The following is a 17,349-nucleotide window of genomic DNA, read 5'->3' on the forward strand; positions in this document are numbered from 1 at the left end:
GTAACGTAGTATTTAATTGCAACATAATGGATTTAGAACCATGGCGCGAAAAATTTTATTAATCGTTTTTGCACTATTAATCACCGGATCAACCATTTTCTTTGTTCGTAGCTGGGTTGGTCAGCAGAAACAGCCCGTCGTAGAGACTGTGGAGACTGCTCCCGTAAAAGCGGATTATCAAATCCTCGTCGTTTCTACGGATCTTCCTGCAGGGACACTGGTTCAAGAGAAGCACCTTAAGTGGCAACCTTGGCCGGAATCAGATGATATTGAAGAAATATATGTAGTTGAAGAAGTGCGGACTTTGGAGGAGTTTGTCGGAACAGTTGTGCGTCAGGGGATCGGCAATGGTGAGCCAGTCACTGATTCGAGATTTATTAAGCCCGGTGAGCAGGGCTTTTTGGCCGCTGTATTGAATCCAGGTAAGCGCGCTATATCGATACCGATAAATGCAACGTCCGGTATCGCAGGGTTCGTGTTTCCGGGTGATCGGGTCGATGTAATCTTGACACATGGCCGGGTAACGGAATCTGAATCAGAAGAAGACGGAACAGCGACACGCCGGGCAAGTGAAACTATTCTCACAAATGCCCGGGTAATTGCGATGGATCAGTCGACAAATGATCAGGAACAGCAAGCATCTGTACGCGGACTCGCAACGCTTGAAGTGACACCCAAACAGGTAGAAATTCTTACGGTTGCCAAGGAAATGGGACGATTGAGCTTATCGTTGCGGAGTTTGGCTCAGGTTACTGACGAGAGAAAAAGTAAAGATGGCAAACCGGTTTTCAAAAGGGAACGGGGCCGTGGTCATACATGGGATAGTGAAGCAAGTTCAATTGTTACGGGTCCCAGACGTACAGGAATTCCCACAACAGTCATCAATGTCGTAAGAGCTGGCGATGCCAAGCAGAAGTTGTTCGACTAAGGAGTAGTTTCAATGCTGACGAAATTAGTAAAACCAATAGCAGCGTTTGGGTTGGCCTTGTGTCTGGCTGTGATAACTCCGTCGATGTCTAATGCAGCGCAAGTTATTAATTCAAAAGGTGATATTCTTGCCTTAACGCTGAATTCAGGAAAACTGGTTCAACTGGATAAACCGGCAACATCCGTTTTTATCGGAAATCCGGAATTGGCAGATGTACAGGTTCAGTCACCAACCATCATTTATGTCTTTGGTAAGGGTACCGGAAGCACGAACTTATTTGCGTTGGATGCAAAGGGAAGAGTTCTTCTAAATTCTCCTGTAACGATTACCCATGATGTAACATCACTCAATGAGAGCTTGGAAAGGATTTCTGCTTACGGTGGTCTTCAAGCACGATCTACACCGACTGGAATTATGCTGACTGGTCGGGTAAGGACAGCTGCTGAAGCCGAAGATGCAAATCGCATGGCGGCTCTCTATCTTGGTGGGGGTACAATTTTCAATCGCATCTCGGTTGAGGGCGCATTGCAAGTAAATCTACGTGTTCGAGTCGCTGAAGTTGCGCGATCTGTTACAAAACGGTTCGGAGTAAACTGGGAAGTATTGGGAAATGTTGGTGATGCTGTATTGGGTTTCGCAAGAGGGCCTGATATTTTGGATGCTACGAATACAATTATACGACCGACTACTGGAACGCAAGGATATGCGGGATATCAGGATAGCAATGTAAACGTAAATGCTTTGGTTGATGCTCTGGACGAGGAAGGGTTGCTTACCGTTCTGGCTGAGCCCAATCTGACCGCACTTTCTGGCGAATCAGCAGAATTCCTGGCAGGTGGTGAATTTCCAGTTCCTGTACCCCAGGAAGATGGCGCGGTTACTGTTCAATACAAACCATTTGGTGTTTCGCTCGAATTTACGCCAACAGTTGTAGCGGATGATCGGATTAATTTAGTGGTGAAACCTGAAGTCAGTCAGCTTTCTTCAACTTCGGCTATCAATGTCGGTGGTTCTTTTATTCAGTCATTGTTGACGCGAAGGGCAGAAACAACAGTTGAACTTGCCAGCGGGCAAAGTTTTGCAATCGGCGGGCTGTTGAACAATGATGGCGATAACAATGTTTCCAAAACCCCATTTTTAGGCGAGATTCCTATTCTAGGTGCGTTATTCCGATCAGCTTCGTTCCAGCGAAATGAAACGGAATTGATTATTATTGTTACGCCATATCTGGTTAAGCCTTCTAACTCTCGTATTGCTGTTCCAACGGACGGATACATCCCTCCTAACGATAGCAATCTGTATGTGGAAGGTAAGAGCTTCCGGCCTACGCTGGGTAAAGATGCGCCTACAGCTCAGCCTTCCCCAACAACTGCTGCGAACAATGAAGTTAAACTCGTTGGTCCTGCTGGCTTTATTCTGGAGTAACCCAAATGTATCGGAAATATCCAATGAAACGATTAAATTTGATTAGTCTGGTTGCACTGTCTGCAGTCACAGTTGCTTGCTCACCAGTCGCTTTTGATCCAAGTTTTACTGAAACGGCAACGCCTCAAAATGCCCAACTGGAGAAGCAGATTAGCGTTGATAAGCTCACCCCGACAGTAATCGTTGAATTTGCTCCGGGCCGAGCTGGCATGAGTGATTTGTCGAAGGGGAAAATACTCGGGTTTCTAGAAGCTCAGGGAATTGGCTTTGGAGATGATGTCGAAGTCGAATTGCCGACTTTCGTCGGTAATGGTGGCCTTAATGAACAACGTTTTGGAGAAGTAAGCGAATTTCTACAGGATCGCGGATTTAAAGTGTTACCTGTCATCACAAAAGAGAATAGCCGTAACACATTGCGTGTCTATTTTACGAAATATGTGGCTACCGTAGACCCGGATTGTGAAAACGGTTGGTACCGACCAAAAGGCCTGGGGTATGAGAACCTGCCGTTGCCGAACATGGGATGTACAACTGCAAATGCATTGGCAGGAATGATAGAAAACCCCAAAGATCTTGTTGATCCAAATGACTCGAGCCCGACCATTGGCGAGCGAGCAGCAAAGTCTGTTCAGAAATATCGTGGTGGTGCCGCAGGCGGCGGTTCAAGCAGCTCGGAAAGTAATTAAGGGAGACTAAACGCATGGGCAACGCAGCATCAAATTTGAGCACATTATTTGGAACACAAGTGTGCGAAGACTATATGGCCTTTGTAGATGACGAACATTCTTTGGGCGTGAGCCGTGAAGTATGTTCTGCTCTGGATTGGTCGGCCGACGCTAGTCAGGATGGTGGCATTACTGCTGCACTTGAGCGAATTGAGCCCGGAAACTCACCTAAAGTTGTACTGGCAGATATTAGCAAAAGTATCGATCCTGATGGCGATATTACACGCCTAATTCGGAAAGTTGGCCCCAATAACACATTGATAATTCTCGGGACATCAAATGACGTTAGCGTCTTTCGAAAGATGATCGCGCTGGGGGCAAAGGATTACCTTGTAAAGCCGCTGACGATGGAAGTTCTAAAAGATGCTGTCGAAAATGTTGATAGACAGGCACAGGCATTTCAGGCGGCACAAAGCGGCCGCTTGACAGTTGTTGTAGGTGTGCGCGGCGGTGTCGGCGCAACGACTATTGCAACGAACATGGCTTGGATTATGGCAAATGAGGAGAAGTTGGGAACGGCATTGCTGGATCTTGATTTGCATTTCGGCACATCGACATTATCCCTTGATATTGAAACCGGTGGCGGTTTTCGGGAAGCCCTGGAAAACCCGCATCGGTTGGACAAATTGTTCCTGGACAGCGCAATCGTGAAAGATGGCGACAAACTTGCAGTTCTGGGTACGGAAGAACCAATCGATGAAGTTATCGATTTAAGTGAAGAATCGATTGATACACTGATAGGCGAAATCAGCCAGGATTATAACCAGGTGATTGTTGATCTACCGCGCCACCTTCTTCCAACTCAAGGTGCGTTGCTGGCGTCTGCTGATACGGTGATTTTGATCTCAGACCAGTCACTGGCAGGAATTCGTGATATCAATCGAATTACTCAGGCAATGACATCTTTGCAAACGAAAGGTCGCATTCTTAAAATAGTTAGCCGTGTAGGTTCTGAGCGAGCCGCGCAGGTTTCCAAAGCGGATTTTGAGCGTGGATTGAATGAGAAAGTTGATTATTCAGTTCCGGAAGAGCCAAAAACGCTAACAATTTGCGCAAATGCGGGTAAAGCAATCGGAGAGGTTGCTGCCAAATCTTCAATCGCTAAAGTTCTACGCGAACTCTCAGCGGATGTTTCCGATTATACTGAGCCGCAAAAGAAGGGGCTTTTCAAGATGGTCCCTGGTGGCAAGAAGAAAAAAGAAGTGGGGCCTAAAGAGTGAGCTTGTGGCGATCATCTTCCTCTGACAGTAAAGTCAAACCTGTTCCCACCTTACCTAGTGCTGCGGGACCACAGGCGGCTGACCTTTTGGCAAAATACATGCCGGAAGTTCGGGAAACGCTTCTGCCAAACCTGTCGGCAGACGAAAACCGTTCTGTTGTAGCCCAACAGGTGAAAACGTTTGTTCGTGACGCAATGTCGCGGGAAAAAATTCAACTGAATGTGCTCGAGCAACGTACTTTGGTCAATGACTTGACGGTGGGCTTGTGGTCAGAAATAGAGAAAAAGCAGACTACGAACGGTACAACCCCACCAAGACCGGCTGAGCCTTCCAATGAATTGGATCAATCAAATTTTTCTGGCGCTGCAGAAGAAGCCAATGCACTGGATAACACCAAAATTGTTGAAGAAGGCGTCACTGTTTTTGGCGCGGACCCTGTTGCTCCAGCAGAGGTTACTGCTGAGTTCGAGCAACCACAGACTCTAGACTCGTTCCAGGATACTGCTTCCGGTGACGACGAAGAGTTCAGCGAACCGGTTGTTCCTTTGGCTAAAAGTGTGGAAGATAAAGAAGAAGAGGATGATAATTCCTCAGAAGTTTTCAATTTATCTATGGCACCTGAAACGACGGGCGTTAAAATTAATGCTCATCTAGAAGGCATAAAATCAATTGTCCAGCCGTTATTGATGGAAAGAATTGATATCAGTGCCGCTGTTACAATGGATAGGCTGGATCTCGCCCGCGATATATCTGATATTATTACGGATATTTTGATCGAGGAACGCATTCAGTTAAATCAGCGTGAGCAACGTGAATTAACTGAAAGTTTGATGCATGACATGCTCGGTTTGGGGCCGCTCGAACCATTGCTAGCTGACGATGGCATAACGGATATTATGGTCAATGGCCCAAAACAGGTGTTTATCGAAAAAGAAGGCAAGCTTGTACTATCCGATTGCCAGTTCCGGGATAACGCGCATGTTCTGAGTGTTGCAAGTCGTATTGTTAGTCACGTTGGGCGCCGTGTCGATGAAACCAGTCCACTGGTTGATGCTCGTCTGGCAGACGGCAGTCGTGTCAATATCATCATTCCGCCATTGGCCATCGATGGGCCATCCATTTCTATACGTAAGTTTGCGAAGCAGAAGATTACGCTGGATGTAATGGAGAGGACGAAGAATTTGTCGCCTGCGTCGGCAACCGTTTTGCGTGTCGCCGGTAGATGTCGACTAAATATTTTAATTTCGGGTGGTACGGGCTCTGGTAAAACCACGATGCTTAACGCCATATCTCAGCTAATCGATCCTGGTGAACGTATTGTCACTATTGAAGACGCAGCGGAACTCCAATTACAGCAACCTCATGTAGTAAGGTTGGAAACACGATCTGCAAATCTTGAAGGTGGCGGGGAAATCTCCATGCGAGATCTTCTAAAGAACGCCCTGCGTATGCGTCCAGATAGGATTATTCTTGGCGAGATTCGTGGCAGTGAAGCGATTGACATGCTGCAGGCAATGAATACCGGCCATGATGGGTCGTTATCGACAATTCATGCCAACCGTCCGAGAGAGGCCTTAACGCGGCTGGAAAATATGGTTGGTATGTCGAGCGTGAATTTGCCGGCGAAGGCAGTAAGAACTCAGATAGCCTCTGCGATTGATCTAATCGTTCAGATTAGCCGGATGCGAGACGGTGTACGTCGTGTGACCTATATCTCTGAAGTTGTAGGTATGGAAGAAGATGTCATCACTATGCAAGACCTCTTCTGGTATGAGTTCCACGGGGAAGATAAAGGTGGCCGGTTGCTTGGTGATTTCAAATCTACGGGGCTACGTCCTCATTTTGCGCCGCGCGCCGCCTATTTCGGACTAGAGAAAATGCTGTTGGGAGCCGTATGATGTTGGGAACTTCCGGACCTATCGATCAATTGACCGTCATGCTCGTTGTCGGCGGTGCGACATTGTTAATTTCGCTTCTATTAGTATTTGCGTTTGCGGGCGGATCCGATCATTCCTCGAGCTCACGTAGAAGATTAACAGAAATCAGTCAGGGCCAGAAAACAACCGGCAAAACCAAAGCGCGTGAAACGGCCCGGCGCTCACAGGAAACCAGCGGCATCAAAATTATCGATTTGCTGCTCAAAAAACTGATTCCCAATCCAGATCTACTGCGAAGCAGACTGGAAAAAACAGGGCGCAAGATTTCAATCGCACAATATTCTTCTATTGCTGTGGTATTAGCGCTGATTGTAACAGTCTTGACTCACCTGCTTTATGACGTGTCGTTATTTCTAGCCATTCCAACGGGCCTATTTTGCGGATTGTTTTTCCCGCATGTAATCGTCGGCTTTCTTGGCAAACGCCGTATCAATAAATTCATGAAAACCTTTCCGGAGGCAATTGAGCTTTTGTGCCGTGGCCTGCGGGCAGGTCTACCGATAAGTGAAGCAATTGTAACCGTTGGAAATGATGCCCCAGATCCAGTTGGTAAGGAATTTCGAGGCGTTGCTGACGCGATGCGTGTTGGCCAGAGCATCGAGCAAGGGCTTTGGGATGTCGCCAGCCGAATTGATTTACCGGATTTCAAATTCTTGATCATCGCTATTTCCATTCAACGGGAAACAGGGGGTAACCTGGCAGAAACACTCGCTGGTCTTGCCAATACATTGCGTAAACGCCGGCAAATCAAACTCAAGATTAAAGCGATGTCCTCTGAAGCACGTGCTAGTGCCTGGATTATAGGATCACTGCCTTTTATCATGTTTGTTTTACTTTGGTTTGCCAATGATGCCTATGTCGGTACGTTGATCGAAGATCCGAGGGGCGCATATATGATCGGCGCCGGTCTAACAATGATCGGAACCGGGTGCGCTGTTATGGCTAAAATGGTCAGGTTTGAAATTTAGGAGGCAACATGGTTGATCTAGTTAGCCTATTACCAGATTTTCTAAGGTCTGAGGACATGTTGGCGCTTATTGCTGGCGGTGCGTCGCTGGCTGTTGTCCTGATGATGTGGAGGGCATTTCTTGTCAAAGATGCTTTGCCCGGGAGGATTAAAAGCCTTGAAAAGAGGCGGACAGCTCTTAAAGAGAACATAGCCAACGAGACTAAACAGCGAAGCAAGTTGATTGTGCGCGAAAACCTCATGCATCGCGTCGTGCAAAAAATGCAGTTGATGCGGGGGGAACGTGCCCGCGTCATGGCAGCGAAACTTGCTCAAGGCGGCTGGCGCTCAAAAGATGCGCTGGTCACATATCTCTTTGCAAAAATATCCTTGCCATTGTTGTTCACAAGTCTTGCTTTGATGTATTTATTGGGCACCAATCCTTGGGATTGGGATGTTCTTGTTTGTATTCTTGCGTCAATTGGCGCCGGCTTTATTGGATATCTCCTTCCGGATACGCTTGTCAAAAACAAGGTATCGAAAAGATATGAAGCAATTCGCAAAACGCTGCCGGATGCGCTCGATCTTTTGGTTATTTGTACGGAAGCTGGATTGAACCTTGATAGTGGCCTTGACAGAGTGTGTCGTGAAGTTGCGAATTCAGCACCAGAGCTGGCCGACGAATTTGGATTAACCTCGATTGAACTGGGTTTTCTACCAGATCGAAAGCAGGCACTTGGAAACCTTGCAAGCCGGGTTGATTTTCAGGCTATGACAACACTTGTCAATACTCTGCTCCAAACAGAAAAATATGGTACCCCTTTGGCTGTTGCCTTGCGTGTACTAGCGGCAGAAATGCGTGAAGAGCGTCTGATGAAAGCAGAGGAAAAAGCTGCTCGTCTACCGGCCATTATGACGGTTCCAATGATCGTCTTTATTTTGCCCGCTTTGTTTATTGTTCTTATCGGACCAGCCGTCTTGCGCGCTATCGACGCCTTCAACTAATGTTGAGCAATATGCGTTTCTCTCTCTTACATAATTGCTCTTAGGGGCGCGGCCAGGGTATCGTCTAAGGCCAGCCTGCTCTGGTAGGCAAGGGGGAGATAGCTGTTTCTAACACTATCGAACTATGAGGGTCTTGTTGAGTTCAGGTAGGTGTTCAAGTAACCCCACAGTCACTTCAATTCTCCGTAAATATATTGTTTCGTTATCCTGCACCTGCAGGAATTAGCTTGAGCAAGAGTACTTGCAAGGCCTAGTCGCTAAGAACCTGCACTGCCTGCCACTCCTTTGTGACTGGGAAATTTAGTCTTCTACGTTTTATTTGACTTATAAGTGATCAGAAGAGGACAGAAGGATAGAAGGAGCCAGAGGGAGATGCGGCCTGTCGGGTTTTGCAGGATTGCCCACTTCAGTGACTACTCACTTCAGGAGAAACAAAAAAAACGGGCCCTTTTAGGGGCCCGTTTTATTGTAACGTTCATACTTATAGTGCGCCGATATCTTTAGTGAAATCCGCTACCTGATTTTCATCAGTTTTTGCTTTGTTGTCCTGGGCAATAGATTTTGTGGCATCTTCCTTCGATTTATTTTCAACCATAATCTGGTCAGGCGCCAGGGCTTTTGGCTTGGCGATATTCGCGCCCATGGGCATAAAGCAATCATGGCTTCTATCCCGCAAGGTTCCACAAAGCGTCATTGTTTGTGTTTTGTTGGAGAAGCCACCGATTTGAACCCGATAGAAAACTCCACCATTCTCGTTCCCGAGATCTGCTTGCGCAATGATCGGATCAATTCCCTCTAGAATGTCTTTATTCTGATCGTGCAGGATTTTCCATCCCTTTTCGGCGTGAGCGCGTTCCTTGTAGGAGCCCAATTGCAGGTAATATTTCCCGCCATCCGGTTTGTAGGAGTTAATGCTGCCAGCAGAACCAGCGGCAAAGGCTATATTTTCTTTAGCCGGCAAGTCGTTATCAGCAACCGATTTTTCAGCTTTCGGCGCTGGCATCGGAGTCATCTTCTCTTCAATTCTCCACTCACTATATTTAGGTGTTTCCGATTTCGGTTCCACGTTAAACATCTCGCTTGCAGATTTTTTGGTCGGACTTTTCTTGGCGAATGTCGTTGGTTTTGGGTCTGAATTTGTTTGTGCATCCGCAACGTTACTTGATTTAGGCTTTTCTACCTTTGCCAGCTTTTTCGGTGCGGCCGGTTTAGGGGTTGTGGCAGGTTTTTCTGCCTGAGCAACCATTTTCGGTGCGACTGGCGTTGGAACAGTTGATTTTACAGTTGGCGCCGGTTTAGCCGGTTTAGCCGGTTTTTCCACCCTGGCTATGGTAATCGGTGCCTTTGGCGCCGGTACAAGTGCTTTTGGCGCTGTTGCTTTTTTCTTTGTGCTGGACCCTAAATTGTTGTTGAGCGTTTCACTTTCATGCCGTGCAACGATCATATCCGGGTTGGCAGGCTCTCGTGGTTTCGATTTTACCGCTTCAATTTCCGGAACGGCTTTATCTTGTGAAGCCTTCATCAGCTTGACTTGTTCACCAATTGAAGCTGTTTGAACATCCGTAGTGCCATTCAATGCCTCAAAATACAACGCGTTATTTCTGGCGTCTTTCTCAGAAAGATCCATCCGCGAATATTTCATTGCCTCTTTAGACTTACCAGCCATGCCATATGCCAAAGCCAGTGTCTGACGGTGCTTTGGTGTAGCGGCGGGATCTTCTGTAACTACTTTCAGTATTGCTATTGCTTTTTCAGTTTGACCGGATAGAGCCAAAGATAATGCAAGGTTACTTTTATAGTTCAGATTGATGGGATCAGCTTTGATTGCTCGCTTGTAGTAATCTTGTGCTTTCTCATGATCACCTGCCTTATCATACGCAATCCCCATTCCACCAAGGGAGGAGGCGTTGTTTCCATCAATTGTCAGAGCTGAGGCAAATGCCTTAGTTGCTTGAAGCGGCTTCTCTTGCTGAAGATTGGTATAACCAACACCATGATAGGCGGCGATATTATATGGATCAAATTCGAAAATACGTTCATAGACATTAATCGCGTCATCTGTGCGACCGGTCTTTCGAAGGATATTAGCTATTTTTAAGAGTGGCTCCGGGTTTTTAGGCTGCTCTTTCGCGGCAGTGGCATAAAGCCGGATTGCGGTCGATGCATCATTATTTGCCCAGGCTTTATCAGCAATTTTTACAAGTTGCTTCCAGGAAAGTGCTTCTTCTGGGTTATTTGCCTTTGTGGTGCTGGCAATGGGTTTTTGTTCAACAACTGCCGGGTCTGCCATGGCTGACTCGTCTGAGATAGTATTACATCCAGCGACAACTAATCCAGTTGTGGCAAGAAGAATAGTCCGAAAACGGGCTGTAAACTTTAATTGATGCGGCACAGCTAAAGGCCTCTCTTTTAATATAAGACAAATCTACGCCTTAAATTAGAGGTATCTTCCTTATAAACGGTTAATGTTAGACCGCAATTATGCTAAAAATTTAGTAATTATGAAAAATCTATGTTTTATAGTGGTTTACGAGCCCTAATGATCGTTTCAGAAATACTGAATTAATAATTAAATTTCACATCCCTTTGTAAGCTGCCTCAAATGTTACAACCGCCTTCTTTTAGTGGGTAAGGGTTGCTGGTCGATTGAAGCTGGTGTTGAAGGTTCCATATTGCGAGTGGCGCTGGGTGGCATGTACTGGGGATTATAAGGCTTGAATGGGGGAGGTGTATTTGAAGCAGCGGAATTCGCGGCATATGGCGCATTGGGTTGCGGAAGGTTTGGATCAATAAAACGGTCAAATATTCCTGATTGAATTTGCTCTGGAAGAACACTGAATAAGGAGGATGTATTCTCCATTCCAATTCCATTGATAAAATTCGCAATTGTTATGGTTAACAATCCAGTCCGAACTGTTCCGGGATCTACTCCCTGTTGCTTACATTTTGCAAGCGCTTCAGATAATTCTTTTGCAACAATTGTGTTCATATTATTATGTTCCATGTTATTGCTCCATAGCCTGCCTGGAAGAGTAATCCAGCCCTGTCTGTACAGATAACGCTGTTATCGAAGATATGTGAACTTATGGTGATAGTTTGACGTTCACGTAAGGCCTGGCTGCAATCACGCGTGCGGCTTATGATATGGTCACTTAATTGCATATATTGGTGCCGCTATCGGGAAGATACTAGATGGAAAAAAAGTTAGTGGAGTTGAAAGAGCTTATTGGACGCAGCGATAGAATTGTTGCGTTTACCGGAGCTGGGATAAGTACTGAAAGCGGTATTCCGGATTTTCGTAGTCCCGGCGGGCTGTGGGAGAAAAACAGACCCATAGATTTTTCAGAATTCATGTCTTCTGAGGAAGCAAGGCGAGAGAGCTGGCGGCGCAAATTTGCAATGGACTCAGTTTTATCGAATGCCAAGCCAAATTCGGGGCACTTAGCCTTGTCGTCCCTTTATCGCGCTGGAAAAATGAAGACTGTTATTACTCAGAATATTGACGGCTTGCATCAGGATTCCGGCATTGCTGACAGTGATGTTGTTGAAGTGCATGGCAACACTACTTATGCCAAATGCCTTGATTGCCAGGACCGTGTAACGTTGGATTCTGTCCGTCAAGTATTTGAAAATAATGAAAATCTGCCCGAATGCAAATTATGCGGCGGCATCATTAAAACCGCAACAATATCATTCGGCCAAGCCATGCCTGTTGAAGAAATGAGGCGTGCCGAAGCGGCCGCACTTAATGCTGATTTATTTATGGCCATAGGATCGTCATTGGTTGTCTATCCGGCTGCAGACATCCCGCTTATTGCAAAACAAAATGGTGCTATTTTGATAATTGTAAATAGGGAGCCGACACCTTTGGATACCTATGCAGATTTCGTGTTAAGAGGTGAAATTGGTGATACCCTTGATGCTGTCACAAAAATGTAAGAAAAGCCCACCATATTGACAAGATTGTAGTATTGAGTGTCTCGCGTTGAAATTTTGAGATAAAGAATGAGTGATAACAACGGTTATTTCAGGAAAATGATACTGTTCATTTTCATTGTTGCCGCTCCGGTCGCAGCATTTTCAGTATGGCTTGTAAACGAAGGTACTTTAAATTATCAGAATTTTTTCATTTTGATATTATTGGTAATTTTTCCCTCCCTTGCTTTGTACATAAAGCTCTCACAGGATTTAAAGGCAATTACAAAGCGGATAGAAACGGTCACGAATACAGGTTTGCAGGCCGAGCGTCTGGGCGTCGCAGAGGTACCTTATTTGTTGCCGGCAGATAACCTGCTATTGATTTTGCAGCAATATCACCGGATTTTACGGAGAATGCTGGAGGAATCCCGTGCTGCACAACAGAATACAGCATTTCTATTCGATAAATTACCGGATCCTGTTTTAGTTCTCGATAGTAAAAGACAAATTGTGCAGTCAAATGCGGCGGCGGCCAGATTTTTCAATACTGAAAATATTTCCGGCGATTTAACAGGATTTCTTCGTCAGCCAGCGTTATTGAAGGCTATAGAAAAAGCCTACAAGGGCGAAACTTCTGACCAGAATGTGGAAATTACCCTATCTGATACTGTGGTTCGGTATGTGGCGGCTTATGTTGTGAATTTGCGCTCTGAAGATGCGGCGGAATTGCAATTGATCGTGACACTTCATGACTTAACGGCCTCTCGTAAGCTGGAGCAGATGCGGGTAGATTTTGTTGCAAATGCCAGTCATGAATTGAGGACACCTCTTGCTATTTTGATTGGCGCTTTAGAGACGCTGATGGGGCCGGCACGAGACGATTTGCAGGCCCATCAGCGGTTTTTCGACATGATGCAGAAGCAATCGGCTCGCATGTCGCAACTAACAGACGATCTTCTATCCTTGTCACAGATAGAAATAAATGAACATTCCCGCCCTTCAGAAGCTGTGGATATTGGACAGATCATCTGTAGTGTGAAGAATATGATCCAGATGAAAGCAGAAGGCTTGAGGAAGAATATCAGCCTGGAGCTGCCGGAGCAGAACATGACGGTTGCCGGGGACGCGGATCAGCTTTCGCAAGTGTTTATCAACCTTGTGGATAATGCTTTAAAATACAGTAGCGAAGAAGCCGAGGTTAAGGTCCGTGTTTCAACTGGAGAGAAAAGCGTCAAGGTAAGTGTAATTGACACAGGTGAGGGGATAGATCCTGAACATTTACCGCGGCTCACCGAGCGTTTCTATCGTGTAAACAGTGACCGCAGTCGGGAGCTTGGTGGAACCGGACTCGGGTTAGCTATTGTTAAGCATATCGTGAGTCGTCATCGCGGTAACCTGGAAATCGAATCTGTGCTCGGTAAAGGATCTGTATTCACCATTATTCTTCCTCTCTTGCCTTCTAAATAGGCAGTATTCTGCGTTTATTTTGGCTGTAACAATACTGTCATAAAACTGAAGTACATCCGTCATCATCCATTGGCAATGTTCCGGCATCGGCAGATTTGCTGTCGACATAAATTACGGAGAATTACTCGTGCTAAAGAAAACACTCGGCCTGGCAATCATCGCATCTGTTGCGTTTGCTGGACAGGCATACGCCCGCGACCAAATCCAGATCGTTGGCTCTTCAACAGTATTTCCATTCGCAACAACAGTCGCCGAAGAATTTGGCAGCAAAGGCCAGTTTAAAACACCAGTAGTCGAAAGCACTGGTTCAGGCGGCGGTTTAAAACTTTTCTGTGCCGGTCTTGGTGAACAGACACCAGATATTACGAATGCGTCACGTCGTATTAAGAAATCTGAAGTCGAGAAATGCGCAGCCGCGGGTGTCACGGATATCACTGAAGTCAAAGTCGGATTTGACGGTATCGTTCTTGCCAATTCTAAAGCCGCAGCTCCAGTTGAGCTGAGCAAAAAACAGGTTTTCATGGCGCTTGCGAAGCAGGTTCCTGTAAATGGCGAGCTTGTCGACAACCCTTACAAAACTTGGAAAGATATCGACCCGTCCTTGCCCGATACAAGAATTGAGGTCTTGGGCCCTCCACCAACCAGTGGAACTCGGGACGCTTTTGTTGAGCTCGCCATGGAAGGCGGCGCGAAGAAATTTGACATGCTAAAAGCGCTCCGCAAATCAGATAAAAAAGCGTTTAAAGCTATTGCTCATACGGTTCGTGAAGACGGTGCATTTATAGAAGCTGGTGAAAATGACAATCTGATCGTCAATAAACTGGTTGCTAATCCAGCAGCTCTTGGAATATTCGGATTTAGCTTTCTTGATCAGAATGCTGACCGTATTCAGGGGGGTGTCATCGGGGGTGTGGCTCCCACTTTCGAAAATATCTCAAGTGGTGACTATGGAATTTCCCGTTCGCTTTATTTCTACGTTAAAAATGCGCATGTGGGGAAAACGCCTGGCCTTCAAGAATTCATTGTAGAATTTACCAGTGAAGATGCTTTCGGTGAGTATGGTTATCTAACGGACAAGGGTTTGATCCCGCTGTCTGCAGAAGATCGTGAAAAAATCCGGAATGATGCGACATCTTTAACGAACCTAAAAATGATGTAAAACCGATTTGCTGGCGGATATTTAATATTCGCCAGCACTTTATTCCTTTTACCCACTTTTCCTGAGACCGCCAAAATGAGCCTGTTTCCTCTTCTGATCGTTCTGCTGCTGATGTGTTCAGTCGGATACTGGTACGGATCAAAAAAAGCTCTTAGCGGTGTTAAGGGAAGTTCAAAATTTATCACATCCCGTCCACAGCAATTCGGAATTTATGTGGTCGTTTGGGGCCTATTGCCACCAGTTCTTCTCGGTGTAATTTGGACCGTCGTTCATACCGCAGGGCTTGACAGATCTTCCCCCTTAGTTGAAGCGGTGGACCAGACCGTGTTTCCAGTCGCCATCATGATTGCTGCAGCAGCTAGTCTGTATCTGGCGGTTGCTCGGATTAATCCAGATCTCCGGGTCAGGAAGACACTGGAATATGTTGTTTATGCCGTCCTTATTCTCGCATCCCTGTTATCAATCCTGACAACTGTTGGCATTATTGTCTCCTTACTTTTTGAGACAATTCAGTTTTTTGGTAAAGTGCCATTGTCTGAGTTTTTTTTCGGGCTTAACTGGAGCCCGCAAACCGCATTACGTGATGATCAAGTTGGATCGTCAGGCGCGTTCGGGTCCATTCCCCTGTTTGCCGGCACCATGCTGATTACCTTTATCGCCATGTGTGTCGCTGTTCCTTTAGGGTTGCTAAGTGCCGTTTACATGACGGAATATGCCTCAAATCGTTTCCGGGCTGTCGTCAAACCTATCCTTGAGATTCTCGCTGGCATACCAACTGTTGTTTATGGATTTTTCGCGGCATTAACCGTTGGTGTTTTCTTTCGCGATGTGGGTGAGTCCATTGGATTGCAAGTTGCATCTGAAAGCGCGCTGGCGGCCGGTGTCGTCATGGGAATGATGATAATACCGTTCGTTTCTTCTCTGAGCGATGACATCATAATGGCCGTCCCTCAAAGTTTGCGAGATGGGTCATACGGCTTAGGTGCCACCAAATCCGAAACAGTTCGAAACGTAATATTGCCGGCGGCCCTTCCGGGGATTGTCGGTGCGGTCTTACTGGCCGTCAGTCGGGCGATTGGCGAAACAATGATTGTTGTTATGGCAGCAGGCTTTGCCGCAAATTTAACGGCAAATCCGCTGGAATCCGTAACTACGGTAACTGTCCAGATCGTTGGTCTCTTAGTTGGCGATCAGGAATTCGATAGCGCAAAAACGCTTGCTGCGTTCGCGCTGGCGCTAACGCTATTTATTGTCACTTTATGCTTAAACGTGATCGCCTTGATGGTGGTGCGAAAATATCGAGAGAAATATGACTGACATGTCACCATCGGAAAGGCCTAAAGGCTGGGCTTCAGAAGAGTTTGTGAACAATCTCGCGAAACGGCAGAGATCTGAAAAGCGATTCCGTCGGATGGGCTTGGGTGCGATTGTAATCGCGCTGGCGCTTCTTGCCACTCTGCTGGTCAGTATAATAGGCAGGGGATACACTGCTTTTATTCAAACTTACATTACACTTGATATTACTTTTTCAGAGGAAATTATCGACAAAAAGGGAACGCGTGATCCTGTTGATTTGCGAGCGGCAAGCTATGGAAATCTTGTTCGCGAAGCATTGCGAAAAGAATTTCCCGATGTAACTCAACGAAGAGAGTTAAGGCAATTATTTGGCCTTGTCAGTAAGGACGCGGCGCGTCAGCTTCGGATAATGGTCGAAAAGGATCCGGAAATTATCGGCAAAACAGTCCCTGTTACTGTTCTCGCCAGTGATGATGTCGATATGTTCAATAAAGGATATATCCCTCGTGATGTTGTGCAAGATGACCGCCGGGTTAAAGATAACGAGATAAAATGGATAGATAGCTTAGAAGCCGCGGGAGATATCTCAACTCAGTTTAACTCTCGTTTCTTTACGGGCGGAGATAGCCGGGAGCCGGAGATGGCGGGCATAGCCGGGGCGATGGTTGGTTCTTTGTATACACTTTTGGTAACCTTTATCATTTCATTTCCCATAGGTGTCATGTCTGCAATCTATCTTGAAGAATTTGCGCCAAGGAACAAACTGACGGATCTTATCGAAGTGAACATCAACAATCTTGCTGCGGTTCCCTCGATTGTATTTGGGCTCTTAGGATTGGCAATTTTCCTCAATGTCGCCCATCTGCCAAGATCGGCGCCGATAGTCGGCGGATTGACACTCGCACTCATGACCTTACCAACAATTATTATCGCTGCCAGAGCCTCTATACGGGCGGTACCCGATAGTATTCGAAATGCTGCGTTAGGGCTCGGGGCATCACGGCAACAAACTGCCTTTCACCATGTACTGCCCTTGTCTATGCCTGGTATATTGACGGGGACTATTATTGGCCTTTCCCAGGCGCTTGGGGAAACCGCCCCGTTGCTGATGATTGGAATGGTTGCTTTTATCGCGGATATACCGGGAGGGGCCTTTGATCCGGCAACAGTCCTACCGGTTCAGATTTTCCTGTGGGCTGACAGCCCGGAGCGTGCCTTTGTGGAAAAAACGTCCGGGGCAATTATGGTTCTTCTCGCTTTTCTTGTTTTTATGAATGCTTTGGCAGTATTGCTTCGCAAGAAGTTTGAACGCCGCTGGTAAAG

Annotated in this window: 14 protein-coding genes; 12 read left to right on the forward strand and 2 right to left on the reverse strand. The window is 46.4% G+C overall.

Features of this window, described 5'->3' with window-relative positions:
• The first annotated feature begins 40 nt into the window (after positions 1-40).
• The 7 genes from cpaB to NBZ79_RS08150 all read left to right on the forward strand — a co-directional run bounded on the left by cpaB (position 41) and on the right by NBZ79_RS08150 (position 8,186).
• Positions 41-928 (forward strand): Flp pilus assembly protein CpaB, encoded by an 888-nt coding sequence (cpaB, locus tag NBZ79_RS08120; RefSeq protein WP_251937251.1) that lies wholly within the window; start codon positions 41-43, stop codon positions 926-928.
• Between the two features lie 12 nt (positions 929-940).
• On the forward strand, positions 941-2,353 hold the full coding sequence (locus NBZ79_RS08125; RefSeq protein ID WP_251937252.1) for a type II and III secretion system protein family protein: 1,413 nt from the start codon (positions 941-943) through the stop codon (positions 2,351-2,353).
• A gap of 23 nt (positions 2,354-2,376) precedes the next feature.
• Positions 2,377-3,039, forward strand: a complete 663-nt coding sequence (locus NBZ79_RS08130; RefSeq protein WP_251937254.1) for a CpaD family pilus assembly lipoprotein — start codon at positions 2,377-2,379, stop codon at positions 3,037-3,039.
• Between the two features lie 14 nt (positions 3,040-3,053).
• On the forward strand, positions 3,054-4,298 hold the full coding sequence (locus tag NBZ79_RS08135; protein WP_251937256.1) for a CpaE/TadZ family protein: 1,245 nt from the start codon (positions 3,054-3,056) through the stop codon (positions 4,296-4,298).
• 98 nt (positions 4,299-4,396) lie between these two features.
• The gene (locus NBZ79_RS08140; RefSeq protein ID WP_251937257.1) at positions 4,397-6,196 is read left to right on the forward strand and encodes a TadA family conjugal transfer-associated ATPase; all 1,800 of its coding nucleotides are present in this window, start codon (positions 4,397-4,399) and stop codon (positions 6,194-6,196) included.
• Positions 6,193-7,203, forward strand: a complete 1,011-nt coding sequence (locus NBZ79_RS08145) for a type II secretion system F family protein (RefSeq protein ID WP_251937259.1) — start codon at positions 6,193-6,195, stop codon at positions 7,201-7,203. The genes NBZ79_RS08140 and NBZ79_RS08145 overlap by 4 nt, the downstream gene beginning before the upstream one ends.
• A gap of 8 nt (positions 7,204-7,211) precedes the next feature.
• A complete protein-coding gene (locus tag NBZ79_RS08150; protein WP_251937262.1) occupies positions 7,212-8,186 on the forward strand; it encodes a type II secretion system F family protein in 975 nt (324 codons plus the stop codon).
• 481 nt (positions 8,187-8,667) lie between these two features.
• On the opposite strand, the gene NBZ79_RS08155 is transcribed toward NBZ79_RS08150, so the two are convergent.
• Together NBZ79_RS08155 and NBZ79_RS08160 are read right to left on the reverse strand one after the other, a co-directional pair.
• Entirely contained in the window at positions 8,668-10,476 is a 1,809-nt protein-coding gene (locus NBZ79_RS08155; RefSeq protein ID WP_251937264.1) for a tetratricopeptide repeat protein, read from the reverse strand.
• A 315-nt stretch (positions 10,477-10,791) separates the two neighbouring features.
• On the reverse strand, positions 10,792-11,190 hold the full coding sequence (locus NBZ79_RS08160) for a hypothetical protein (protein ID WP_251937267.1): 399 nt from the start codon (positions 11,188-11,190) through the stop codon (positions 10,792-10,794).
• 188 nt (positions 11,191-11,378) lie between these two features.
• On the opposite strand from NBZ79_RS08160, the gene NBZ79_RS08165 reads away from it, so the two are divergent.
• From NBZ79_RS08165 to pstA, 5 genes are all read left to right on the forward strand, one after another.
• Complete coding sequence (locus tag NBZ79_RS08165; RefSeq protein WP_251937270.1) at positions 11,379-12,125, forward strand: SIR2 family NAD-dependent protein deacylase; 747 nt, start codon at positions 11,379-11,381, stop codon at positions 12,123-12,125.
• A gap of 66 nt (positions 12,126-12,191) precedes the next feature.
• Positions 12,192-13,571, forward strand: coding sequence for an ATP-binding protein (locus tag NBZ79_RS08170; protein WP_251937273.1), 1,380 nt, complete (start codon positions 12,192-12,194; stop codon positions 13,569-13,571).
• Between the two features lie 127 nt (positions 13,572-13,698).
• Entirely contained in the window at positions 13,699-14,730 is a 1,032-nt protein-coding gene (locus NBZ79_RS08175) for a substrate-binding domain-containing protein (RefSeq protein WP_251937275.1), read from the forward strand.
• 75 nt (positions 14,731-14,805) lie between these two features.
• Entirely contained in the window at positions 14,806-16,047 is a 1,242-nt protein-coding gene (gene pstC, locus NBZ79_RS08180; RefSeq protein ID WP_251937278.1) for a phosphate ABC transporter permease subunit PstC, read from the forward strand.
• Positions 16,040-17,347: a phosphate ABC transporter permease PstA gene (gene pstA / locus NBZ79_RS08185; protein ID WP_251937281.1), complete on the forward strand. Its 1,308-nt coding sequence runs from the start codon at positions 16,040-16,042 to the stop codon at positions 17,345-17,347. The genes pstC and pstA overlap by 8 nt, the downstream gene beginning before the upstream one ends.
• Positions 17,348-17,349 lie beyond the last annotated feature (2 nt).

This window comes from Sneathiella marina (assembly GCF_023746535.1).
Lineage (GTDB): Bacteria > Pseudomonadota > Alphaproteobacteria > Sneathiellales > Sneathiellaceae > Sneathiella > Sneathiella marina.